Source organism: Flavobacterium antarcticum DSM 19726 (assembly GCF_000419685.1).
Classification (GTDB): domain Bacteria; phylum Bacteroidota; class Bacteroidia; order Flavobacteriales; family Flavobacteriaceae; genus Flavobacterium; species Flavobacterium antarcticum.
Genome location: NZ_ATTM01000001.1, coordinates 118,282 through 140,406, shown reverse-complemented (window position 1 = coordinate 140,406; position 22,125 = coordinate 118,282). Strand labels below are relative to the sequence as shown.

Here is a 22,125-nt window from a genome sequence, read left to right as displayed (position 1 = left end):
TAAAAAACTAACTGGTTTATAAGGTCGCAATAAACTGGCTGATCTTAGCCATGTCATCTTCATTATTCCATGAAAGCTTATTCGCTTTAAAGAAAGCATCAATTTCGCTTTTCTTACCGCTGTACATTTCTATAATCGCTTTTTTATTCTTTGGAAATGAAACTGCATCCTGGTCTTTTAATTTTATAAAGTACTCTGGATTTGCTTTCACATATTTTGCAGGAATGTAACCCGTGTAACCGTTACCTTCTCTTGCATCTTCTACTTTAACTTTATCACGTCTTAATAACGAGATGGCGTCGTTTGCGAAAATTTCAACCAAATACCCATTTACATTTTCGCCTTTTGAAGTAGTGTAGTACACATTTTTCAATACGTATTTTCCAAACTTAGTTACGATTGTATTGTACTCAGGTGTTTTTGGTAATAAAAATTCCTGATCGCCTTGGTCTTTTTTAATTTCAATTTCATCCGTTGCCGAATTATACCGAACTAAAACTTTTTCAGCAACGCCGGAAATATCAGCTAGGTAAAATTTATCATCAAGATAAGGAACACCAGAAATGTTTGCGTCCTTTTTATCAAATGCGTTGTTTCTAATTAGTGTGCTCGTTGTTCCTTCACTTACTCGGTCAAAAAGACCTTGTGCATTTGAACTGAATACAACCAAGCTCAAAGAAAAGATAGTCAGTAATTTTTTCATTAATTTTAATTTAAGTTAAACAAAAATAGCACTATTGAATAAATTGTCCTAACAGCATTTTATAAAAATATCTTAAATTAACAATAATTATGTGATTTTCATTACTGCGAAACATACCTTAAATAAATGAAGCAATTTTATACTATTTTAATCAAATATTAAATATCAGCTACATTTACTAAATAATTCGCAACATAGCACTTTATTTTAGAAGTCGTTTACAATTGAAAGCTGCACTAAAATCCAAATTCCCTTTTAAAAGTACTATCGTAACAAAAGGATAATTAACCATGGTACACTTTAGAAAAAACTATTTTACCACTTTCAATTGTGAGTAATTCACCGACCATGAGGTCGGGTTCACCATCAACTTTCCGGATGTACTCCATAAAAACACGGTAATCGTTTGATGTTAGCGATTTGACATCGTATTTCAAACTAGGCAAACGATCAAATGCATCTTGCCACCACAGACGTAATGCTTCTTTTCCAGCAATCAACCCGTTCGATTCAGGATGTTTGATTTTTAATTTCGGGCTGTAATGTTGGGCATTTTCGTCGTAAAGTCCTAATAGTTTCTCTAAGTTATGCTCGTTAAAAGCTTCAAACCATTTAAACGCAATCGTATCTAAATTCTGACTCATAAGTAATTGGGTAAACTAAAAAATCCCCTAGTAAAAGAGGATTTTAAGATAAAAAATATTTTTTTATTATGCGTTTTTCAAGTTGATGATTTCCTGCTCTGTTAAGACACGGAAATTCCCTCTTGGTAAATTTTTCTTTGTTAAACCTGCAAAAGCTACGCGATCAATACGCAATACATCATAGTCAAAGTGCTCAAAAATAGAGCGAACTACTTTTACGTTTGAACTTTTTAATTTCAACCCTACTTCACTTTTTGGTTCTTTCTCGATGTAACTAACTTCTTCAACAGCCACTTTGTGTCCATCAATCGTCATTCCTTTTTGAATCTTTTCTAAATCTTCAAATTTCAAATTTTTATCTAAAGAAACTTGATAAATTTTAGATGATTTCTGACTTGGTAAACCAAATTTTCGAATCATATCCGTGTCATTGGTAAACAAAAGTAATCCTGTTGTATTTTTATCCATTCTACCAACTGGAGCAATTTTAGAAGTCGTTGCTCCACGAAGCAACTCTAACACATTTCTGTGTTCTTCATGCTCTTCCATTGCTGTTGTAAAGTTTTTAGGCTTATTCAACAAAATATATACCTTTTTCTCTGGAATCAAAATAGCTCCGTCAAAATTAACTACATCCGTTAATTTAACCAGGTAACCCATTTCAGTAACTGGAATTCCGTTTACTTTTACATTACCCGACTGAATGTAAATATCTGCATCACGACGCGAACAAGCACCCGAATTAGAAATATACTTGTTTAATCTCAATTCATCAGCGGCTTTTTGTCTCTTTGGCGCTTGATTTGGCTTCTTCACCACTACTTCTTCTACCGGTTTTGCTTTCGCAGCAGTTTCCGTCTTTTTGGGTTTTTGCGAACGTTTTGCCATAGCAGGCTTTGACTTGTTTGAGCTTGGTCTGCTTGAACCTGAACGCTTGTTATTCCCTTCCTTATTATTCATAAATCAACATAATTTCTGCAAAGATACTATTAAAATAATTTACAATTTGATTTAGAAGGAAATAGAAAGATTTTAATAACTATGATTCACTGCATAAATTTTGAAAAGCCAGTTATCAACTAGAGTTCAACATTATTAAAAATGTACCAAACTATTGCTACTTTGAATATAATAAGATTTGACTTCCCAATTTAATTTCGTGCCAAAACATACTTTTAAAAGTACTCCACTACATTTTTTTGAATTGTGCATGATGATACAGACACATTCTGATAGCCGATTTTTAAAAAAATACCTATTTATAGTTATTTTAAAATAGTTAAAAGGACGTTAATTTCGAAATATCATAGCAATACGATTAACATCTATAACAATCAAGGTATTTGAATCAATAAAGGGCAGCTGAAAACTTAAAGAGTAGGCCAAAATTTTTAATTATTACATCATGAAAAAACAGCAATTATTTTTAGGATTTATTTTAATCACACTTTTATCGCTATTATCTTGTAGCAACGAGGAAGATGCGGTTTCAGTTTCAACTACAAAAAAGAATTTAATAGGAAGTTGGACCAAAGCCAAAGTCGAGAAAAGAACGAATGAAGGGCAATGGACTGACATAACTGAAAATTGCAATCTCGATGACGTGGAAGAATACGCGTCAAACAGCAACTGGACTTTCTATTTAGGCACACTTCGGTGTGAGTCCGGAGCTCCTGTTTTAAAAGGTAGCTGGAACTTAGCTGCAAACGACACTAAAATCATTTACGAATATGATGATTATGAAGGACAGTATGAAAAATCAATCGAAACAATCACTGAAAACGTATTGATTGTAACCCACAGTGCTAATGATTTAGCCAATTCCCAATACCGTTACACCTTCAACAAATTAGAGTAAAATCAATTTTACTTTTAAATAATATTAGGTAATTATTACAAACAGTATAGGAACTTTTTTACCTATTATTTGAATAATTAAAGCGTACTACTAACTTAAAACTAAAACGATGAAATCCAGTCAACCTAAACACCTATTCTTTTTTAAACAAAAATTTAAAACGTACGGCTTCTCGAAATTCGCTGAATCGCTAATCAAATTCCAAACTACCACATTCTTGATTGCTATCGTTCTCACAATGAGTTCTACTGAAAATGTATGGGGACAAAAGGACAATATTTCGTACAATAATTTAACCCAACCTGATAGCAGAATACATGTATCCTTAAAGCACAACAGAACAATAGGTTTTGCAGACGTCCAGTACGCTGGAGTTGTTATAAAAAACAATACAAGTGACCAACTTCTCGTTCAATTAGAATACACGGTTTACTATACTTGTGGACAAGTAAAATCAGTACGAATTGGTATTGATTCCAATAGAGGATTAGTGCTAGAACCGAACCAATTGACCGAAACTGATGGTTGGTTTGACACAGACAATACTTCGTACGATGCAGGAAACAGGAGATCTTCTGATTGTGTTAAAAATGCCAAGGCAAGGGTACTAATTGGAAAGAATGCTGAGGGTAAAAATGAATATACTGCAATAGATCGTATGTCATTTAGACTCCTTAATATCGAAAACTTGTCCTTAAAGAAAAAGAAAGAAGCAGATATCCAACTTTCTGCTAAGTTGGTCACTGAAGGAGACACAAAATCGTATGCCAAGGACTTTGATGGCGCTATTGAAAAATACAGGGAAGCCTTAAAAATCAATCCCGATAATGAAAAAGCCAAATCAAAAATAATTGAAGCTGAAAACAAAAAAGAAGACGCAGCAGTAAAGCTCAAAGAAACTGAATCTAAAATATTAAAGGAAGAAGAATTAAAAAAAACAAAAGAGGAAGAAGCTAGTAAAGTTAAGTTGGCTAAAGACTCTGAAGAACTAAAAGAAACAGAAAATAAAAAAGAGCAAAAAATCGAAGAAGAAAAGGCTCAAGCGGAGGAAAATGCTCGAATAAAACAACAAGAAAAAGAAGAGGCGGCAGAACGGTTAAGGGAGGAAGAAGCACGAAAAGCTCAAGTAAGACAACAAGAATACGATACTTGGAAAAACAATGCACAGGAAGAACGCGACCAACAAGACCTTCTTAATACTGGTGCTACATTTTCTTTTTTCACATTACTTGGTGGTTTTATTTACGATGGTATGGGCGAAGTAAATCCAGCATCTGTTTATCAAAGTCCAGCGAAAAAACTTGTACCTAAGTTTTTTTTAACGTCAGACATTGGTTTTTCATTTTCATCTAATCCTATTTTATTTCAAAGTTCTTATTCAACAATGAGTGGTGGTGATTCATCCACCAATAATAGCTTGATAGGTGAAGATGGCTATTATTTAAATATAAATGCAGAAGCAAAAATAGGAGCTGGAAACGACTTCTACAATTTCTACGGAATTATAGGAGGAAAAGTGGGATTAATACCTACCCTAACCGGTTCACGTTACGCGATGCATTATGGCGGAGGTGCAGATCTTGGAATAAAAAACATAAAGGTGTTTGGGCAATACCGTGCTTCCTTTGCAGACGATAAATCGATGGTATTATCAGACGTAGAAGAAAATGGAAGTGGCGAAGTAAGTGCACTTTCATCTGAACTCTATTACGGTTTGAAAATCACATTTGGAGGTACTCCAGATGATGACTACAAACGTTCCCATATCTACTTAGGAATGATGAGTAAACAATATACTATTGATGGACAAACGCAGTTTTACGATCCCGACTTAAATATTGTCAGAGGTGGTGACATAAAACCTATTCAAGGATATATGTTTGAATATAGAAAAGACCATACATTTAGTCTCTTCTTTAAATACTATGAGAATTACAATTTTATAGGAACTGTAGACGGAGCATACCCAAAATCTTCAGGATTAACAAGCAGTGGAGCATTTTTTGAAATAGGCTTTCTACGAGCGCTTGATTTCTTTTAATAGATGGAAAGAATATTCTAAAACGTAAAACTGTAAATAAGGACAATTAAAATTATTCCAAATTTGTAACGATTAAAGAGATAAATAATGAAAAATAAAATAATACTAAAATCAAAAATTTACAACCTTCTGCTTTCTACATTTATCTATCTTACTCTAACCAGCTGTTCAGTAAGTGAAGATCAATCAATAAATGAACCGATGGAAGAACAGAGCATACAGTTAGCAGTTGGTATAAATAAAAATATTGGCTTACCACAAATCAACAGTGTTTACATAGATAATACTTCTATTCCGTTAACAATTTTAAATTCCGAGCAAACAACGCCGGATTGCTCGTCATTCAACTCGTTCGCAACACTCCCTCCTGCCTTAAACACAAAATCGGATGGTATTAAATTCTACTTCATAAAAGTTACTTACTCGATGCAAGGAGTAGATAATGATGGCGCTTACTATACTAAAACAGACACTATGGCATATTACGCTTCTTCATTTGATAATGGATGCAATGTTTATCAGGTCAGCTTAACTCCTAACAATACATATTCTATTGTAAAGATGTAGGTGAGAACAAAAGTTATATTCGTGATTACAAATAGTGTGAATTGTTTTTCCAAATCAACTACTTTAATGAACGTTGACGATACTTATTAAATTTTATGGAAGGAATCAAAGAATAGTATTATTTGTTTAGTTTTTAAAACTGCAACAGTAAAATGTTGCGGTTTTAATTTAGTAGTGATTTCAAATAAAAAACCAACCGAAGTTGAAAGTAAAAAAAATATATTCTTAAAACTTTATATGAAAAATCTCTTAAGGAAAATTTTAATATTCGAAATTGATATAAAAAAATTTTTAAATTACACTATTGATGCAAAATGAAAATAATTTTTAAACATGACAAATACTTATGTCCAGTCTACTAATAAAGGAAATAATTCTAATAAAATTCAATGCAACATAAGCAGAAACAAAATCTCAATTTGGTTTTTAAAACCGCATTGAAATCAATAATTTTTTCCCATGAATCAAAACCGAAGGCTCAATTAGAACAATGCAGAAAACACCCGATACAATCAATACTTTCAAAACATTATGTAATTTCAAATATTGTGTTTTACTTTTTGATTTCCACAGGTACATTATAAAGAATAGCAGCACAATAAAACAGAAATAAAAGTAAATGTCCATATAACCCACATCATCCAATTCGATTAAAATATAAACGGGAATAACAGTCAAAATACTCAAAATCGTAATGATATATTTTGAAGTCTTCTCGCCGTAGACAACTGGAATCGTCTGATAATTAGCAGCAAAATCTCCTGCAATGTTTTCCAAATCTTTAATCAATTCCCTAATCCAAAGCAACAGAAACAAAAAAGCTGCATGAGAAAAAATCACGATGTAAGAATTGGTATGTTCAATATCTTTATAATACATCAAGAAAATAGCAAAAAAGGGCGCGATCGTCATTAAAGTCGACATCAAGTTCCCAATGATTGCATACCGTTTCACTTTGTGCGAATAAAACCAAATTAGAAAAATATATACCGAGAAAAACAACGCAGCCCGCCAAGATACAAGAAGTCCTAAAAATGCAGCAATAAAATTCAGTGTAAAATAAATCGTAAGTTTCGTCTTCTGACTGACTAAACGGTCCAACATCGACTTTCGTGGTCGGTTGATTAAGTCTTTTTTGCTGTCGTAAAAGTTGTTGATGATGTAACCAGAAGCAATAGTGACGGATGAAGCTAGTACAATTAGAAATAAATTTACATCGAGTAGTGTTTCTAAAGCAGATTGGTCTTTCGCCAGAATAAATATAGCCGAAAGATATTGCGCTAAAATAATAACAGGAATATTATAACCGCGAATTACAGAAAACAAACTGATAATTTTCTTTACGAAAAGCTTGTTCCTTCTGCTTAGCATCTTTGAAATGGATTGATTGGTTTATAGGTAGAGCGGAATATTTGAATTAAAAATTATAAACCACTTCAAGTTTATAGTCTTTCAAAGCAAGCCTTGCTTTTTCTAAATCTTCAGTGAAACCTAATATATAACCACCACCGCCAGAACCACAAAGTTTCAAGTAATAATCATTAGTATCAATTCCTTGTTGCCAAATTCCGTGAAATTGTTCCGGAATCATTGGTTTGAAGTTGTTCAAAACTACTTTTGACAATTTTTTCGTATTTGAAAGCAACGATTTCAAATCACCACCTAAGAAATTTTCTACGCAAAGGTCGGTATATTTAGTAAACTGATTTTTAAGCATGGCTCTAAAACCTTTGTCCTTCAAGTTCTCCATGAAAATAGTTACCATTGGAGCAGTTTCTCCAATAATTCCAGAATCCAATAAGAATACAGCTCCCTTTCCTCCTGCAGATTGCGTCGGAATACCAGTTGCTTCAATATTATCTTTAGAATTTATTAAAATTGGAATACTTAAATAACTATTTAAAGGATCTAAACCTGAACTTTTTCCGTGGAAAAAAGATTCCATCTGACCGAAAACTGCTTTAAGAATAAGCAATTTTTCACGCGTCAAATTTTCTAAAACGGTAATTTTATTATTGGCATATTGGTCGTAAATCGCAGCCACTAAAGCGCCACTACTTCCCACTCCATATCCTTGTGGAATTGACGAATCAAAATACATTCCTTTAGCAACATCAGATTTCAATCGCTCAATATCAAAACTTACTAATTCAGGTTGCTCATTTTGCAACTGCTCTAAATAAGTCGTGAATTTATGTAGACTCTCATTTGATTTCAACGAAACAGCATCGGATAAATCCGAAACTTTAAGTGCTCCATTGTAAAAATTATAAGGAATTGAAAGACCTTTCGAGTCACGAATGATTCCGTATTCTCCGAAAAGTAAAATTTTTGAGTAAAATAAAGGTCCTTTCATCTAATGTTTTTATCTAATAATATTTAAAGATAGCGAAATTTGTCTTTGTTAGCACCAATTTTCAAATAAAGTTGAAACTTAATTTAACTTTTGAGCGCCACTTCCAATTTCGTCACAAATATACTGCTGATTTTGGCAATACACAATCAATTCATTCTTAATAAATTGCAAAACTTTTTCCTTGTCATTTTCAGGATACAAAACATGAACATTCGCCCCAGCGTCTAGTGTAAAGCACACTTGAACGCCAGTATCCTGACGGAATTTCCAAATTTTATTTATAATTTCTAATGTATTTGGCTTCATTAAAATAAAATAAGGCATTGAAGTCATCATCATTGCATGCAAAGTCAACGCTTCACTTTCAACTAAACTTACAAATTTCTCAAGATTTCCATGGATTAAAATTTGCTTCATTTGTGCCAAATTCTCGTGTGCTTGTTCAAATCTATTTTTTGCAAACGGATGATTGTGCATCAATTCGTGACCAACCGTACTCGAAACTACTTTTTCGCCTTTGTCAACTAATAATATCGTGTCTTGGTAATTTTGAAAATTCGAATGAATCGTTTCTGAAAATTCAACGCCGAACAAGTCTGAACTATTTTCCACTGACTCCGTTTCTCCCCAAACTACTACCGAACCTTTAATACTTCTGCAAGCACTTCCTGAGCCTAATCGCGCAAGAAATGATGCTTTCTTCCAAAAATATTCTTCGGTCATTTCTGGGTTGAACAGTTTTTCGATTGACATTAAATTTACTGCCATCGCCCCCATTCCGCTTGCCGAAGAAGCAATTCCTGAACTGTGCGGAAAAGTGTTTTCTGTTGAAATTGCAAAATGAAAATCCTTTAAGAATGGCAAATAGATCTCCACTCTTTCAAAAAATTTCTGCATTTTCGGTTTGAAATCTTCTTTTGATTTTCCATCTAAAAACAAATCAAACGAGAAGTTTTCTGAAGTTGATTTTATAGGTTCAAATTCAAGTTTTGTAATTGTCTTGCAATTATTCAACGTAAAACTAATCGATGGATTAGCCGGAATTTGGTTTTCCTTTTTTCCCCAATATTTTACCAATGCGATATTGCTTGGTGCAGACCACTGAAAATTTCCTTTTTCAGTTACTTCATGCGTATATTCTTGAGGGATAAAATCAGTAGCTTTTGTCATTTTAAGTGCAATTTTGGCAAAGATACTTTATTTGATTTACATCAAAAAAACATCTTCTGTGGAAAGTAAAGATTTAGTAATTTTGGACAAAATATTAATTATGAAATCGCCACAAAGCACAAGAATCAAAAAAGGCGATACCATAAATGACCACTAAAAATTAAATTCTACATTTATGAAACTCGGAACAAAAATAACAATACTCATCATACTTTGTCTCGGAATCGGTTACGCTTCGAGCATCGTAACTCAAAACGGAATTGAGACTTGGTACAATACTATTGAAAAACCAAGTTTCAATCCGCCGAATTGGCTTTTCGGCCCCGTTTGGACAATGCTTTACATTATGATTGCCGTTGCTGGTGGAATTGTGTGGGATAAAATTGACACAAATCCACTGGCGAAAAAAGCAATGATCTTCTTTGGAATTCAGTTATTTCTAAATACAATGTGGTCGTTTTTATTCTTTGGACTTAAAAATCCATTAATCGCATTAATCGAAATCATTTTATTGTTATTAATGATTTACGAAACCTACATGTTATTCAACAAAATAAATAAAACGGCAGGTTATCTTTTCATCCCATATCTTCTTTGGGTCAGCTTTGCGATGTTTTTAAATGCAAGTATTTGGTGGCTGAATCGCTAAATCTCTATTTATAACGAATAAAAATTAGCTTAAAAGAACAATTCAACAAAAGTGAAATACACTTTTAAGGTTGTGTGTTACCTAGATGAAACCTATCTTTGTGACCAAAATTATTTTCCAACAAATCGATTATTATGCAATCAGATCAATTTGACTATTTTCCAATTGTAATGCAACTTATCCTAGCAGTAGGATTTGTGGTGGGAACCATTATTGTGTCTAGCTTTCTTGGACCAAAAAGGTCTTCGAAAAACAAAAATAAAAACTTTGAGTGTGGAGTAGAATCTATCGGAAATGCGCGAATGCCGTTTTCAGTAAAATACTTTTTAGTCGCTATTTTATTTGTTCTTTTTGACGTCGAGGTGATTTTCATGTATCCTTGGGCGGTTAATTTCCGCGAAATGGGAATGGAAGGAATGGTAAAAATGGGAATTTTCATGTTCCTATTGCTTGTTGGCTTCTTCTACGTGTTGAAGAAAAAAGGTTTAGAGTGGGAATAGTGATGTAAGATTTGAGATTTTCGATTTAAGGTTTGAGATTCTCCAATCTAAAAAAAACGTTGAAAACAGAATTTACGATTTACGCTTTCTTTTGAAATCAGAAATCTAAATTCTAAAATCATAAATTAAAATGAGTGATTCAAAAATAAATACAGCAGAAGCACCTGAAGGTTATGCAGGTGAAGGCTTTTTTGCTACGAAATTAAATGATGTAGTTGGTTTAGCGCGAGCAAATTCGCTTTGGCCTTTGCCGTTTGCTACATCTTGTTGCGGAATTGAATTTATGGCTACGATGGCTTCTCATTATGATGTAGCGCGTTTTGGTTCAGAACGTATGAGTTTCTCTCCTCGTCAAGCGGATATGTTACTTGTTATGGGAACAATCGCAAAGAAAATGGCACCTATTTTACGTCAAGTTTACGAACAAATGGCTGAACCTCGTTGGGTTATCGCTGTTGGAGCTTGTGCAAGTTCAGGTGGGATTTTCGATACGTATTCTGTTTTGCAAGGAATTGACAAAATCATTCCTGTAGATGTTTACGTTCCTGGTTGCCCTCCCCGTCCGGAACAAATTTTAGATGGAGTTATGCGTTTGCAAGATTTAGTAAAGTCTGAATCAGTAAGACGTAGAAGTTCTCCAGAATATACTGAATTATTGGCTTCTTATAACATACAATAGACATGGCTTTAGAAACCACGGTTATACAAACAAAATTAGTTGACAAATTTGGCGCGCAAGTTTCAAATTTCATGCAACAACACGATATTTTTACGTTCGAAGCGGCTTCAGAAAGCAATCTAGAGGTCATGCGCTTTTTAAGAGAAGATGCAACTTTGAGATTTAATTTCTTGACAGACGTTTGCGGAATTCATTATCCGGACGCAAGTAAGGACAAGGAATTTGCAGTTGTGTATCACATGCATAATTGGCTTGACAACACACGCATTCGTTTTAAATGTTTCCTATCATTAGAAAATTTAGAAATTAATACCGTTACAAGTTTATTTTCTGGTGCAAACTGGCAAGAACGCGAAACGTATGATTTCTACGGAATTATATTTAAAGGTCATCCACAGTTAAAACGTATTTTGAACATGGATGAAATGACTTCTTTTCCACTGCGAAAAGAATTTCCATTAGAAGATGGCGGACGTACGGATAAAGACGACCGTTTCTTCGGAAGAACACAAGATAATTGTTAATGCACCTGAAATAATAGCGCAAACATGCAAGACTTATTATTACCACCAGAATTACGTTACGCTGATATTATCAAGCAAAGGCAAAATGAAGACGGAAGTGAACTTTCAATTCTGAATTTAGGGCCAACACACCCGGCGACTCACGGAATTTTCCAAAACATCTTATTGATGGATGGAGAACGCATCGTTGAAGGCGAAGGAACTGTGGGTTACATTCACCGTGCTTTTGAAAAAATTGCAGAAAACAGACCTTTCTACCAAATTACGCCTCTTACAGACCGAATGAATTATTGTTCAGCTCCTATTAACAATATGGGTTGGTGGATGACATTAGAGAAAGCTTTAAATATTGAAGTCCCAAAACGCGTTCAATATATGAGAGTTATCATCATGGAATTGGCACGTATTACAGACCACGTGATTTGCAATTCAGTTATTGGTGTAGATACAGGAGCGTTAACTGGTTTCTTATATGTGTTCCAAATGCGTGAACGAGTTTATGAAATCTACGAAGAAATTTGTGGTGCTCGATTGACGACAAACATGGGACGAATTGGTGGTTTCGAAAGAGATTGGACGCCATTAGTTTTTGAAAAAATTGAAAAATTCCTAGAAGATTTTCCTGCTGCATGGCAAGAATTTGAAAACTTACTAGTTCGAAATAGAATTTTCATGGACAGAACTATTGACGTTGGTGCAATTAATGCCGAACGTGCGATGAATTATGGTTTTACAGGTCCCAATTTAAGAGCGACAGGTGTTGATTACGATATTCGTAAAATGCAACCGTACAGTTCTTACGAAGATTTTGAATTTGATATTCCTGTTGGAAAATCAGGTGATACATACGACCGTTTCTGTGTAAGAAACGCTGAAGTTTGGGAAAGTTTAAAAATCATCAGACAAGCATTGGACAAAATGCCAGAAGGTCCTTTCCATGCAAATGTGCCTGATTATTACTTGCCACCAAAAGAAGATGTTTACACGTCAATGGAAAGTTTGATTTACCACTTCAAAATTGTAATGGGAGAAATTCCTGTTCCAATAACAGAAGTCTATCATCCTGTTGAAGGTGGAAATGGAGAATTAGGTTTTTACTTAATTACTGACGGAAGTCGTACTCCATTTAGATTGCATTTCAGAAGACCTTGTTTTATTTACTACCAAGCGTATAACGAAATGGTAAAAGGTGCGATGTTGTCTGATGCGATTGCTACATTATCAAGTTTGAATGTTATTGCGGGAGAACTTGACGCTTAATAATTTAGAAATAAGATTTAGGATTTTAGAATAAATATTGATTTAAGAAAAGAGACATATAGGTTTTAGGGAATTTAGGAAACATGAATTATTTCGGTAAACGCATTTAAACCTGAATCTGAAATCTGAAATCTAACATATAGAATGGAAAGAGTAGATATAAAACAAGAGATAAACATAACTGAATCTTTGATGACACGCATCAATGAATTAATCAGTCATTATCCAGAAGGAAAACAAAAATCGGCTTTATTGCCTGTTTTGCACGAAGTTCAAGATGCTCACGACAATTGGTTGAGTATTGAATTGCAAGATAAGGTGGCTGAAATTTTGAGCATCAAACCAATCGAAGTCTATGAAGTAGTAAGTTTTTACACTATGTTCAACAGAAAACCGATTGGAAAATACATGTTTGAATTTTGTACTACTTCACCTTGTTGCTTGAATGGTGTAGAAAATTTAATGGACTATACTTGTCAAAAATTAGGCGTAAATGTTGGCGAACAAACTCCAGACGGAATGTTTGAAGTTCGCGGTGTTCAATGTCTAGGTGCTTGTGGATATGCACCAATGATGCAATTGGGCGATTTTTACCAAGAGCATTTGACAAAAGAAAAAATTGACCAACTCATCGTAGATTGCCGAGATAACAAGATTACTTTACACGATAAATAATATGTCACAAAAAATATTATTAGATAAAATCAACGTTCCAGGAATTAAAACCTATGAAGTGTACCGTCGTGAAGGTGGTTATGCTTCTGTGGAAAAGGCCATTAAAACCTTAACTCCTGATGAAGTAGTTGAAGAAGTAAAAACTTCAGGATTAAGAGGCCGTGGTGGAGCAGGATTTCCAGCCGGAATGAAATGGAGTTTTATTGATAAAAAATCAGGTAAACCAAGACATTTAGTTTGTAATGCCGATGAATCTGAACCAGGTACGTTTAAAGACCGTTACTTGATGGAGTACATTCCTCACTTGCTAATTGAAGGAATGATTACGTCAAGTTATGCACTTGGAGCAAATTTATCTTACATCTATATTCGTGGTGAATACATGTGGATTTATAAAATATTAGAACGTGCAATTGCTGAAGCGAAAGCGGCAGGATTTTTAGGTAAAAATATTTTAGGTTCCGGATATGATTTAGAATTATATGTTCAAATTGGTGGTGGTGCTTACATTTGTGGTGAAGAAACAGCATTAATTGAATCATTAGAAGGAAAAAGAGGAAACCCAAGAATCAAACCACCTTTCCCGGCGGTTTCAGGAGTTTGGTCAAATCCTACCGTTGTAAATAACGTAGAAACCATAGCTACAGTGCCGTGGATTATCAATAATTCAGGTGCTGATTATGCGAAGATTGGAATTGGTCGTTCTACAGGAACTAAATTAATTTCAGCTTCAGGACATGTTAAAAACCAAGGTGTTTTTGAAATCGAATTGGGTTTAAGCGTTTACGAATTCATGAATTCTGACGAATATTTAGGCGGAATGATTGACAGTCGGCCGTTGAAAGCATTTGTTCCAGGAGGTTCATCTGTTCCAGTTTTACCTGCAAATTTGATTTACAAAACAGCAAACGGTGACGATAGATTGATGAGCTACGAATCTTTATCGGATGGTGGTTTTGCTACCGGTTCGATGTTAGGTTCAGGTGGATTCATCGTTTACAATGATACAGCTTGTATCGTAAGAAATACTTGGAATTTCGCTCGTTTTTATGCTCACGAAAGTTGTGGACAATGTTCGCCTTGTCGTGAAGGAACGGGTTGGTTAGAAAAAGTACTGTGGAGAATCGAAAACGGTCAAGGTCGTGAAGAAGATATTGATTTATTGTGGAGTATTCAATCTAGAATTGAAGGAAACACAATTTGTCCTTTAGGTGATGCAGCGGCTTGGCCAGTTGCAGCAGCTATCAGACACTTTAGAGATGAATTCGAATACCACGTTCGTTTCCCAGAAAAAATTAAAAATAGAGAACACTTTGTTGCTGAACCTTTTTCAATTGTAAAGCATTTAGTTAGTAGTCAAACAGTTTAAAAAGAAGTGGAAAAAATTAAACACATAGAAATTAGCAATTTTAAATCTATCAAACATTTAGAAATAAATGATTGTAACAAGATAAATGTGTTTATTGGTAAACCAAATGCAGGTAAAAGTAATATTTTAGAAGCTTTGGGTTTGTTTGGATATCTTAATCATCCTCCATATTCAAGCAAAATAAGTGATTTTGTCAGATTCAATGATATCTATCAATTATGTTTTAATGGAAATGTTAAAGAAAATATTAGAATAAACATAAATACAAGAGGACAATTAAATTTTACGTTTAATAGAGACTCCATAGAGGGACCTTATTTTAAAATTGATGGGTTAAGATATAATTTTATTTCGAAGGATGGCAAATCAAGCAATTTAGTTACTGATGCCGATTTAGCAATGATAAAAAAATATGATTATAAAAACATTGTTAACCAGAAAACAGGCGATTTAAGTTTAGAATTTCCTTTTGGTGAAAATATCGGTCAGGTTATTTCGCAAAATCAGAAATTAAGAAATGAAGTAGTTCAATCATTGAAAGATAATGGTTTAAAGAGTGTCATTAAATCTGGAAATTATGAAATTGCAATTCAAAAAAATCTGGAAGACGGAACTGTTTTCGAACTACCTTATAATATGATTGCTGATACTTTACAAAGATTGATTTTTTATAAATCAGCGATTATGAGTAATGAAAATTCCGCTATGTTGTTTGAAGAGCCTGAAGCCCATTGTTTTGAACCTTATATTTTAGAATTAACAAATGGTATCAAATACGACGAGAAAGATAATCAGTTTTTCATAGTTACTCATAGTGATTTCATTGTTAAAGAATTTTTGCGAGATGAAGAAAGCAAAGAAAATACTAATATTTACCTCGTTAATAATGAAGATGGAGAAACAAAAGTAAAACTTTTGGACAAAAATAAAAATGAAGACGTTTTTGAATATGGAATGAACATATTTTTCAATTTTGAGAGTCTTTGGGAATCCAATTAATTCTATATTATGAAATTAATTGGCGTCGAATGTTGGGCAGATATGTATTTCTTTGGAAGATTAGTAAACGATAAAAGTTTAATAAGAAAAGAAAGTGGTGATGACGCCGTAATTGACGGAGTCAACATTAGAAGTAAAGATAGTTTTAGCGTCGGAATTGTTGATGTGGATAAAAATAAAAAGATTCCACCAAGTTTCTTTAAAATTTATCAAGATAATAATTCAGAAATTTTCAAACATTCTGACAAATGTCAATTTTTGATATTAATAGGTCCAAGACAGTTTGAACATTGGGTAAATGAATTTTTAAAAATTAGAAATAGTTCTGTTGAAGAATTTGAATTTATTAATTTTGTCGACTTTATGAAAAAGTCGAAATCATTAAAACCCGAGAATGACGAAAGATTTAAAAATCTGATGAATTTTGTTTTTGGAAGTTTCCAAACAGACGATAATCACATTTCGAAATTAAAGAAGCAGTTAGAATATTTAATAGAGAAGAAATATCAATTTAGTATTGAAGAATTTCAAAATTTATAAGTAAGAATGAAAGTAACAATAGACGGTCAAAGTATAGAAGTAGAACCAGGAACAACAATCCTACAAGCTGCTCGAATGATTGGTGGAGAATCTGTTCCGCCAGCCATGTGCTATTATACAAAACTAAAAGGAAGCGGTGGAAAATGCCGTTGTTGTTTAGTGGAAGTTGCAAAAGGTAGTGAAGCTGACCCAAGACCGATGCCAAAATTAATGGCTTCTTGTGTAACAGGTTGTCAAGATGGAATGGAAATCAACAGTACTGCTTCTGAACGTGTTCAAGATGCAAGAAAATCGGTGACTGAATTCCTTTTGATAAATCACCCATTAGATTGTCCAGTTTGTGACCAAGCGGGAGAATGTGATTTGCAGAATTTAAGTTTCAAACACGGAAAATCGCAAACGCGTTTTATTGAAAAGAAACGAACTTTTGAGCCGGAAGATATCGGTCCAAATATTCAATTGCACATGAACCGTTGCATTTTATGCTACCGATGTGTGATGGTTGCTGACCAATTAACCGATGACAGAGTTCACGGAGTAATGGACAGAGGTGACCATTCTAATATTTCTACTTGCATTTCAAAAGCGATTACAAACGAGTTTTCAGGAAATATGATTGACGTTTGTCCAGTTGGTGCTTTAACTGACAAGACATTCCGATTCAAATCAAGAGTTTGGTTTAACAAACCTTTTGACGCACATAGAGAATGTACAACGCCAGGATGTTGTGGAAAAACAACAGTTTGGATGTTTGGAAATGAAATTCAACGAGTTACAGGTCGTAAAGATGAGTTTCATGAAGTAGATAATTTCATTTGTAACACGTGTCGTTTTGACAAGAAAGACGTGAAGGATTGGGTTATTGAAGGTCCTCGTAAATTTGAAAAATTCTCTGTTATCAATCAAAATAATTATACTCGTGAATTAGACACTGTAGTTATTGAAACAGAAGAAGGAATTTTGAAAGGTCGTGAACAAGACCGCGTTAAAATCAGTATGCCAGAAGTTCCATTCAGAGCTGAAGAAAAAGTAGTTTTTAAAGAAGGTAATATTTAATTTAAATGGACAGTACACTTATCATAGAAAAAGGGATTTTCATTACCATCATCTTTGCAATTACGATGTTGATGGCGATGTATTCTACTTTGGCAGAACGAAAAGTTGCCGCCTGGCTTCAAGACCGAATTGGTCCAAATAGAGCCGGAAAAGGTGGAATTTTACAACCACTTGCTGATGGATTAAAATTATTTTCGAAAGAAGAATTTTTACCGGATACGCCTAACAAATTTTTATTCGTTGTAGGACCTGCAGTTGCAATGTCTGTATCATTAATGACGAGTGCTGTAATTCCGTGGGGTGATAAATTGCATTTATTTGGTCGTGATATTGTTTTGCAAGCGACGGATATTGATGTTGCGTTATTATATGTATTCGGAGTTTTATCTGTTGGAGTTTACGGAATCATGATTGGTGGTTGGGCTTCTAACAATAAATTCTCGTTAATGAGTGCGATGAGAGCTGCTTCCCAAATGATTTCTTACGAAGTTGCAATGGGATTGTCGATTATCGCTCTGATTATGATGACGGGAACATTGAGTTTAAAAGAAATTGCTGAACAACAAGCCGGAATGAATTGGAATATTTTCTACCAACCGGTTGGATTTATTATCTTCTTGATTTGTTCTTTTGCAGAAACGAATCGTACGCCATTTGATTTAGCGGAATGTGAAGCGGAATTAATTGGAGGTTATCATACGGAATATTCTTCTATGCGAATGGGTTTCTATTTGTTTGCTGAATATGCCGCGATGTTTATTTCATCTACAATTTTAGCGGTACTTTATTTAGGAGCTTACAATTATCCTGGAATGAGTTGGGCTGTTGAAAACTGGGGTGTAAATATTGCGAACGTGATTGGAATATTTGTATTGTTTGGTAAAATCTGTTTCTTTATCTTCTTCTTTATGTGGGTTAGATGGACGATTCCAAGATTTAGATATGACCAATTGATGCGTTTGGGATGGCAAATGCTAATTCCAATTGCTATTGCAAATATTGTGATTACTGGAATTGTGATTTTATTGTTTGACGGTAAGATTTAATTTTTGAACTGGTCACAAATTGTGACTGCCTCGGAAAATCCAAAAGAAAATAAACAAGCGAATAGAAACTTGTATAGCCCCGATTGAAGTGAGAAATCCTTTATTTTTTTTCTTTAAAAAAATAAAGATTGAAGCGGAAAGCGGGAATAGGGAAACCAAATACAAGAGGACGATTCGCTCCTTATAAAAAAAGAAATTAATTACGATATGTCAATAGAAACGATATCATTGTCGGGAAGCAAAAAAGAGGTTTCGAACAAAAAGATGACTTTTTGGGAGAGCTTGTACCTTGTGGCAATTATTAAAGGTTTGGTCATTACGATTAGCCATTTATTTACTAGAAAAGTTACGATTAAGTATCCGGAAGAAGTTCGCTCGCGAAGTGACGTTTATCGTGGTCAACACATGTTGATGCGTGATGATGAAGGTCGCGAACGTTGTACGGCTTGTGGATTGTGTGCTTTATCTTGTCCTGCAGAAGCAATTACGATGAAGGCGGAAGAACGTACAAAAGACGAATTGCATTTATACCGTGAGGAAAAATATGCTTCGATTTATGAAATCAATATGTTGCGTTGTATTTTCTGTGGATTGTGTGAAGAAGCATGTCCGAAGGAAGCTATTTACTTGACAAAATCGAAAGTTTTAGTTCCTGCAAGTTACGACAGAGAGGAATTTATTTACGGAAAAGATAAGTTGGTAATGCCGCTTGAAGCTGCTATTGCAAATGGTAAATTAAAAAACGCAAACTAATGTCATCAGTACTTTTAATTTTTATTATATTATCAGCAGTGACTTTGTCTTCTGCTTTTATGACTGTTTTTAGCAGAAATCCAATTCATAGTGCGATTTACTTGGTGATTTGTTTTTTCTCAATTGCTGGTCATTACTTATTATTTAACGCACAGTTTTTAGCATTCGTACACATCATTGTATATTCGGGAGCGATTATGATTTTGATGTTGTTTACTTTAATGTTGATGAATTTGAACAAAGAAGACGAAGTGCACAAACCGAGAATTACACGTTTAGGAGCGGTGGTTTCTTTTTTTATAACGGTTTCGGTTTTGATTACTATTTTCTTGCAAACAAAACCAATTGTAGGCGAATACGATACAACAGGAGAAGATTATCAATCTATAAAAGTATTGGGTAAAGTATTATTAGACCATGAAAATGGTTTTATGGTTGCTTTCGAATTTGCTTCGGTATTGTTACTTGTAGCAATGATTGGTGCGGTCTTATTGTCTAAAAAAGAAAATTCAGCTAAATAATTATGGATAATGTTTTAAACCAAATTGGTATAGAAAATTATATTTTCCTTTCAGTAATCCTTTTTTCTATTGGAGTATTTGGAGTGTTGTATAGACGAAATGCCATCATCGTTTTTATGTCAATAGAAATCATGTTGAATGCCGTGAATTTATTGTTTGTTGCTTTTTCAACTTATCACCAAGATGCGAACGGACAAGTGTTCGTTTTCTTTTCGATGGCAGTTGCAGCAGCAGAAGTTGCGGTAGGATTAGCGATTTTAGTGGCTGTTTTCCGAAATATCGGTTCGATTGATGTGGCTAATTTAAAAAACTTAAAAGGATAATTTTCAATGGATACTACTTTAGCTTTAGTTTTAATATTAGCACCTCTTTTTGGGTTTTTACTTAATATTTTCTTCGGAAAACAATTGGGTAAAACACTTTCAGGAGCAATAGGAACCCTTACGGTTATCGTTTCTTTTGCGGTAACACTTTATTTCTTTTTAAATATTACAGAAACGAATCAAGCAATTCAGGTTAAATTATTTGACTGGATTGCGATTAGTAATTTCAAAGTGGACTTTGGATTTTTGTTAGATCATTTATCATTGTTATGGCTGATGTTTGTAACAGGAATTGGTGCTTTGATTCACTTGTATTCGATTAGTTATATGCACGACGACGAGAATATGCATAAGTTCTTTGCTTATTTGAACTTGTTTGTGTTCTTTATGATTTCACTAGTTATAGGAAGTAACTTACTTATCATGTTTATTGGTTGGGAAGGCGTTGGACTTTGTTCGTACTTATTAATTGGATTCTGGTATAAAAACCAAGATTTCAATGATGCAGCGAAGAAAGCGTTTATCATGAACCGTATTGGTGATTTAGGTTTGCTTGTTGGAATTTTCATAGTTGGATTTGTATTCAAAACCATTGATTTTGCTGAATTGAAAACAATCGTTTTAGAAGGAACAATGAATAATGAAATGTGGATTACGATTGCAGCAATTGCTTTATTTATTGGAGCAGCTGGAAAATCAGCACAAATTCCATTATATACTTGGTTGCCTGATGCAATGGCGGGACCAACTCCGGTTTCTGCGTTAATTCACGCGGCAACAATGGTAACAGCTGGTATTTTTATGATTACACGTTTGTATTTCTTGTTTGATTTAGCTCCTTTAGTTCAAGAGGCGATTGCGGTTATTGGTGCAATTACTTCTTTAGTTGCTGCGACAATTGCTTTAGTGCAAACTGATATTAAAAAAGTCCTTGCCTACTCTACTGTTTCGCAGTTGGGATTGATGTTTTTAGCTTTAGGAATGGGTGCTTATGAAGTAGCTGTTTTCCACGTAATCACACACGCTTTCTTTAAAGCTTGTTTGTTCTTGGGTTCAGGTTCAGTAATTCACGCTTTGCATAACGAACAAGATATGCGTAAAATGGGTGGTTTGCGTAAAGCAATGCCAATTACATTTATCACAATGTTGTTATCAAGTTTAGCGATTTCAGGAATTTTTCCATTAGCAGGTTTCTGGTCAAAAGATGAAATTTTAATGACTGCATTTCACGGTAATCCTGTTTTATGGGTTATTGGTTCATTAGCGTCTATATTTACAGCATTCTATATGTTCCGTTTAATGTTCTTGACTTTCTTCAATGATTTCAGAGGAACAGAAGAGCAGAAAAAATACTTACATGAAAGTCCGGCTTTAATTACTTTTCCTTTAATTATTTTAGCAATTCTTGCTACAGTTGGTGGATTGATTAGTTTGCCTGGAAATTCTTGGTTGAATCATTATTTAGCTCCATTTTTCCCAAACAAAGAACACATCGCTCACGCTTTAGGTCAAACCGAGTATATCTTGATGGCAATTGCAACTGTTGGTGCTTTGGTAGGTATTGGTTTTGCTTATGCAAAATACATCAAACAAAATCAAGTTCCTGGAGCAGATGCAACGTTTACTGGAATGAGTAAAGTATTGTATAATAAGTATTATGTTGATGAAATTTATGATAAAGTAATTGTCAATTCAATTAATGGATGGTCCAATTTCTTCAGAGATTACGTAGAAGTGGGTTTATCTGCTTTTGTATTTGGTTTTGGAAAAGCAGCAAACGAGTTGAGCTTTCAAGGTAAGAAATTACAAAATGGAAGTATCGGTTTCTACTTATTTATGTTTGTCATTGGATTTTGTGCAATCATCACCTACTTATTTATAGTTTAATAATT

General features: G+C 33.9%; 25 protein-coding genes. 19 read left to right on the top strand and 6 right to left on the bottom strand.

Annotated features, from left to right (window positions below; all coding sequences use genetic code 11):
- Positions 1-16: 16 nt before the first annotated feature.
- The 3 genes from YWA_RS0100640 to YWA_RS0100630 form a co-directional block, all read right to left on the bottom strand.
- Positions 17-703, bottom strand: a complete 687-nt coding sequence (locus YWA_RS0100640; RefSeq protein WP_022826561.1) for a hypothetical protein — start codon at positions 701-703, stop codon at positions 17-19.
- A 284-nt stretch (positions 704-987) separates the two neighbouring features.
- Positions 988-1,347, bottom strand: coding sequence for a nuclear transport factor 2 family protein (locus tag YWA_RS0100635; protein ID WP_022826560.1), 360 nt, complete (start codon positions 1,345-1,347; stop codon positions 988-990).
- 66 nt (positions 1,348-1,413) lie between these two features.
- A complete protein-coding gene (locus tag YWA_RS0100630; protein WP_022826559.1) occupies positions 1,414-2,307 on the bottom strand; it encodes a pseudouridine synthase in 894 nt (297 codons plus the stop codon).
- Between the two features lie 445 nt (positions 2,308-2,752).
- On the opposite strand from YWA_RS0100630, the gene YWA_RS0100625 reads away from it, so the two are divergent.
- The 3 genes from YWA_RS0100625 to YWA_RS0100615 all read left to right on the top strand — a co-directional run bounded on the left by YWA_RS0100625 (position 2,753) and on the right by YWA_RS0100615 (position 5,813).
- Positions 2,753-3,205: a hypothetical protein gene (locus YWA_RS0100625; RefSeq protein WP_022826558.1), complete on the top strand. Its 453-nt coding sequence runs from the start codon at positions 2,753-2,755 to the stop codon at positions 3,203-3,205.
- Between the two features lie 109 nt (positions 3,206-3,314).
- The gene (locus YWA_RS0100620; RefSeq protein WP_022826557.1) at positions 3,315-5,246 is read left to right on the top strand and encodes a tetratricopeptide repeat protein; all 1,932 of its coding nucleotides are present in this window, start codon (positions 3,315-3,317) and stop codon (positions 5,244-5,246) included.
- An 87-nt stretch (positions 5,247-5,333) separates the two neighbouring features.
- A complete protein-coding gene (locus tag YWA_RS0100615) occupies positions 5,334-5,813 on the top strand; it encodes a hypothetical protein (RefSeq protein ID WP_022826556.1) in 480 nt (159 codons plus the stop codon).
- A gap of 426 nt (positions 5,814-6,239) precedes the next feature.
- On the opposite strand, the gene YWA_RS0100610 is transcribed toward YWA_RS0100615, so the two are convergent.
- The 3 genes from YWA_RS0100610 to mvaD all read right to left on the bottom strand — a co-directional run bounded on the left by YWA_RS0100610 (position 6,240) and on the right by mvaD (position 9,339).
- Positions 6,240-7,184 (bottom strand): geranylgeranylglycerol-phosphate geranylgeranyltransferase, encoded by a 945-nt coding sequence (locus YWA_RS0100610; RefSeq protein WP_022826555.1) that lies wholly within the window; start codon positions 7,182-7,184, stop codon positions 6,240-6,242.
- Between the two features lie 46 nt (positions 7,185-7,230).
- Positions 7,231-8,169 carry a mevalonate kinase family protein gene (locus YWA_RS0100605; RefSeq protein ID WP_022826554.1) on the bottom strand — a complete coding sequence of 313 codons (939 nt, stop codon included), beginning with the start codon at positions 8,167-8,169 and terminating at the stop codon, positions 7,231-7,233.
- A gap of 78 nt (positions 8,170-8,247) precedes the next feature.
- Entirely contained in the window at positions 8,248-9,339 is a 1,092-nt protein-coding gene (gene mvaD, locus YWA_RS0100600) for a diphosphomevalonate decarboxylase (protein WP_022826553.1), read from the bottom strand.
- 13 nt (positions 9,340-9,352) lie between these two features.
- Between mvaD and YWA_RS15600 the strand changes: the two genes are divergently transcribed.
- From YWA_RS15600 to nuoL, 16 genes are all read left to right on the top strand, one after another.
- Positions 9,353-9,496, top strand: a complete 144-nt coding sequence (locus YWA_RS15600) for a hypothetical protein (RefSeq protein WP_022826552.1) — start codon at positions 9,353-9,355, stop codon at positions 9,494-9,496.
- A gap of 18 nt (positions 9,497-9,514) precedes the next feature.
- The gene (locus YWA_RS0100590; RefSeq protein ID WP_022826551.1) at positions 9,515-9,988 is read left to right on the top strand and encodes a TspO/MBR family protein; all 474 of its coding nucleotides are present in this window, start codon (positions 9,515-9,517) and stop codon (positions 9,986-9,988) included.
- Positions 9,989-10,122: 134 nt separating this feature from the next.
- Entirely contained in the window at positions 10,123-10,488 is a 366-nt protein-coding gene (locus YWA_RS0100585; protein WP_022826550.1) for an NADH-quinone oxidoreductase subunit A, read from the top strand.
- 130 nt (positions 10,489-10,618) lie between these two features.
- Positions 10,619-11,167, top strand: a complete 549-nt coding sequence (locus YWA_RS0100580) for an NADH-quinone oxidoreductase subunit B (RefSeq protein ID WP_022826549.1) — start codon at positions 10,619-10,621, stop codon at positions 11,165-11,167.
- Between the two features lie 2 nt (positions 11,168-11,169).
- Positions 11,170-11,691, top strand: a complete 522-nt coding sequence (locus YWA_RS0100575; RefSeq protein ID WP_022826548.1) for an NADH-quinone oxidoreductase subunit C — start codon at positions 11,170-11,172, stop codon at positions 11,689-11,691.
- A gap of 24 nt (positions 11,692-11,715) precedes the next feature.
- Positions 11,716-12,951: an NADH dehydrogenase (quinone) subunit D gene (nuoD, locus tag YWA_RS0100570; protein WP_022826547.1), complete on the top strand. Its 1,236-nt coding sequence runs from the start codon at positions 11,716-11,718 to the stop codon at positions 12,949-12,951.
- Positions 12,952-13,095: 144 nt separating this feature from the next.
- Positions 13,096-13,626, top strand: a complete 531-nt coding sequence (locus YWA_RS0100565) for a complex I 24 kDa subunit family protein (RefSeq protein ID WP_022826546.1) — start codon at positions 13,096-13,098, stop codon at positions 13,624-13,626.
- Position 13,627: 1 nt separating this feature from the next.
- Positions 13,628-14,995, top strand: coding sequence for an NADH-quinone oxidoreductase subunit NuoF (nuoF, locus tag YWA_RS0100560; RefSeq protein ID WP_022826545.1), 1,368 nt, complete (start codon positions 13,628-13,630; stop codon positions 14,993-14,995).
- A gap of 6 nt (positions 14,996-15,001) precedes the next feature.
- Entirely contained in the window at positions 15,002-15,994 is a 993-nt protein-coding gene (locus tag YWA_RS0100555; protein WP_022826544.1) for an AAA family ATPase, read from the top strand.
- Between the two features lie 9 nt (positions 15,995-16,003).
- The gene (locus tag YWA_RS0100550) at positions 16,004-16,534 is read left to right on the top strand and encodes a hypothetical protein (protein ID WP_022826543.1); all 531 of its coding nucleotides are present in this window, start codon (positions 16,004-16,006) and stop codon (positions 16,532-16,534) included.
- A 6-nt stretch (positions 16,535-16,540) separates the two neighbouring features.
- The gene (locus YWA_RS0100545) at positions 16,541-17,590 is read left to right on the top strand and encodes a 2Fe-2S iron-sulfur cluster-binding protein (RefSeq protein ID WP_022826542.1); all 1,050 of its coding nucleotides are present in this window, start codon (positions 16,541-16,543) and stop codon (positions 17,588-17,590) included.
- Between the two features lie 5 nt (positions 17,591-17,595).
- A complete protein-coding gene (gene nuoH, locus YWA_RS0100540) occupies positions 17,596-18,636 on the top strand; it encodes an NADH-quinone oxidoreductase subunit NuoH (protein ID WP_022826541.1) in 1,041 nt (346 codons plus the stop codon).
- 207 nt (positions 18,637-18,843) lie between these two features.
- Positions 18,844-19,389, top strand: a complete 546-nt coding sequence (locus YWA_RS0100535) for a NuoI/complex I 23 kDa subunit family protein (protein WP_022826540.1) — start codon at positions 18,844-18,846, stop codon at positions 19,387-19,389.
- Entirely contained in the window at positions 19,389-19,910 is a 522-nt protein-coding gene (locus tag YWA_RS0100530) for an NADH-quinone oxidoreductase subunit J family protein (RefSeq protein WP_022826539.1), read from the top strand. The genes YWA_RS0100535 and YWA_RS0100530 overlap by 1 nt, the downstream gene beginning before the upstream one ends.
- A 2-nt stretch (positions 19,911-19,912) precedes the next feature.
- Positions 19,913-20,233 (top strand): NADH-quinone oxidoreductase subunit NuoK, encoded by a 321-nt coding sequence (gene nuoK / locus YWA_RS0100525; protein WP_022826538.1) that lies wholly within the window; start codon positions 19,913-19,915, stop codon positions 20,231-20,233.
- Positions 20,234-20,239: 6 nt separating this feature from the next.
- Complete coding sequence (gene nuoL, locus YWA_RS0100520) at positions 20,240-22,120, top strand: NADH-quinone oxidoreductase subunit L (RefSeq protein WP_022826537.1); 1,881 nt, start codon at positions 20,240-20,242, stop codon at positions 22,118-22,120.
- The last annotated feature ends 5 nt before the right edge of the window (positions 22,121-22,125 follow it).

Excerpts from the sequence above, each read along its gene's own strand:
- YWA_RS0100640 (WP_022826561.1), bottom strand. The coding sequence starts at position 703 with ATGAAAAAATTACTGACTATCTTTTCTTTGAGCTTGGTTGTATTCAGT.
- YWA_RS0100635 (WP_022826560.1), bottom strand. The coding sequence starts at position 1,347 with ATGAGTCAGAATTTAGATACGATTGCGTTTAAATGGTTTGAAGCTTTT.
- YWA_RS0100630 (WP_022826559.1), bottom strand. The coding sequence starts at position 2,307 with ATGAATAATAAGGAAGGGAATAACAAGCGTTCAGGTTCAAGCAGACCA.
- YWA_RS0100625 (WP_022826558.1), top strand. The coding sequence starts at position 2,753 with ATGAAAAAACAGCAATTATTTTTAGGATTTATTTTAATCACACTTTTA.
- YWA_RS0100620 (WP_022826557.1), top strand. The coding sequence starts at position 3,315 with ATGAAATCCAGTCAACCTAAACACCTATTCTTTTTTAAACAAAAATTT.
- YWA_RS0100615 (WP_022826556.1), top strand. The coding sequence starts at position 5,334 with ATGAAAAATAAAATAATACTAAAATCAAAAATTTACAACCTTCTGCTT.
- YWA_RS0100610 (WP_022826555.1), bottom strand. The coding sequence starts at position 7,184 with ATGCTAAGCAGAAGGAACAAGCTTTTCGTAAAGAAAATTATCAGTTTG.
- YWA_RS0100605 (WP_022826554.1), bottom strand. The coding sequence starts at position 8,169 with ATGAAAGGACCTTTATTTTACTCAAAAATTTTACTTTTCGGAGAATAC.
- mvaD (WP_022826553.1), bottom strand. The coding sequence starts at position 9,339 with ATGACAAAAGCTACTGATTTTATCCCTCAAGAATATACGCATGAAGTA.
- YWA_RS0100590 (WP_022826551.1), top strand. The coding sequence starts at position 9,515 with ATGAAACTCGGAACAAAAATAACAATACTCATCATACTTTGTCTCGGA.
- YWA_RS0100585 (WP_022826550.1), top strand. The coding sequence starts at position 10,123 with ATGCAATCAGATCAATTTGACTATTTTCCAATTGTAATGCAACTTATC.
- YWA_RS0100580 (WP_022826549.1), top strand. The coding sequence starts at position 10,619 with ATGAGTGATTCAAAAATAAATACAGCAGAAGCACCTGAAGGTTATGCA.
- YWA_RS0100575 (WP_022826548.1), top strand. The coding sequence starts at position 11,170 with ATGGCTTTAGAAACCACGGTTATACAAACAAAATTAGTTGACAAATTT.
- nuoD (WP_022826547.1), top strand. The coding sequence starts at position 11,716 with ATGCAAGACTTATTATTACCACCAGAATTACGTTACGCTGATATTATC.
- YWA_RS0100565 (WP_022826546.1), top strand. The coding sequence starts at position 13,096 with ATGGAAAGAGTAGATATAAAACAAGAGATAAACATAACTGAATCTTTG.
- nuoF (WP_022826545.1), top strand. The coding sequence starts at position 13,628 with ATGTCACAAAAAATATTATTAGATAAAATCAACGTTCCAGGAATTAAA.
- YWA_RS0100550 (WP_022826543.1), top strand. The coding sequence starts at position 16,004 with ATGAAATTAATTGGCGTCGAATGTTGGGCAGATATGTATTTCTTTGGA.
- YWA_RS0100545 (WP_022826542.1), top strand. The coding sequence starts at position 16,541 with ATGAAAGTAACAATAGACGGTCAAAGTATAGAAGTAGAACCAGGAACA.
- nuoH (WP_022826541.1), top strand. The coding sequence starts at position 17,596 with ATGGACAGTACACTTATCATAGAAAAAGGGATTTTCATTACCATCATC.
- YWA_RS0100535 (WP_022826540.1), top strand. The coding sequence starts at position 18,844 with ATGTCAATAGAAACGATATCATTGTCGGGAAGCAAAAAAGAGGTTTCG.
- YWA_RS0100530 (WP_022826539.1), top strand. The coding sequence starts at position 19,389 with ATGTCATCAGTACTTTTAATTTTTATTATATTATCAGCAGTGACTTTG.
- nuoK (WP_022826538.1), top strand. The coding sequence starts at position 19,913 with ATGGATAATGTTTTAAACCAAATTGGTATAGAAAATTATATTTTCCTT.
- nuoL (WP_022826537.1), top strand. The coding sequence starts at position 20,240 with ATGGATACTACTTTAGCTTTAGTTTTAATATTAGCACCTCTTTTTGGG.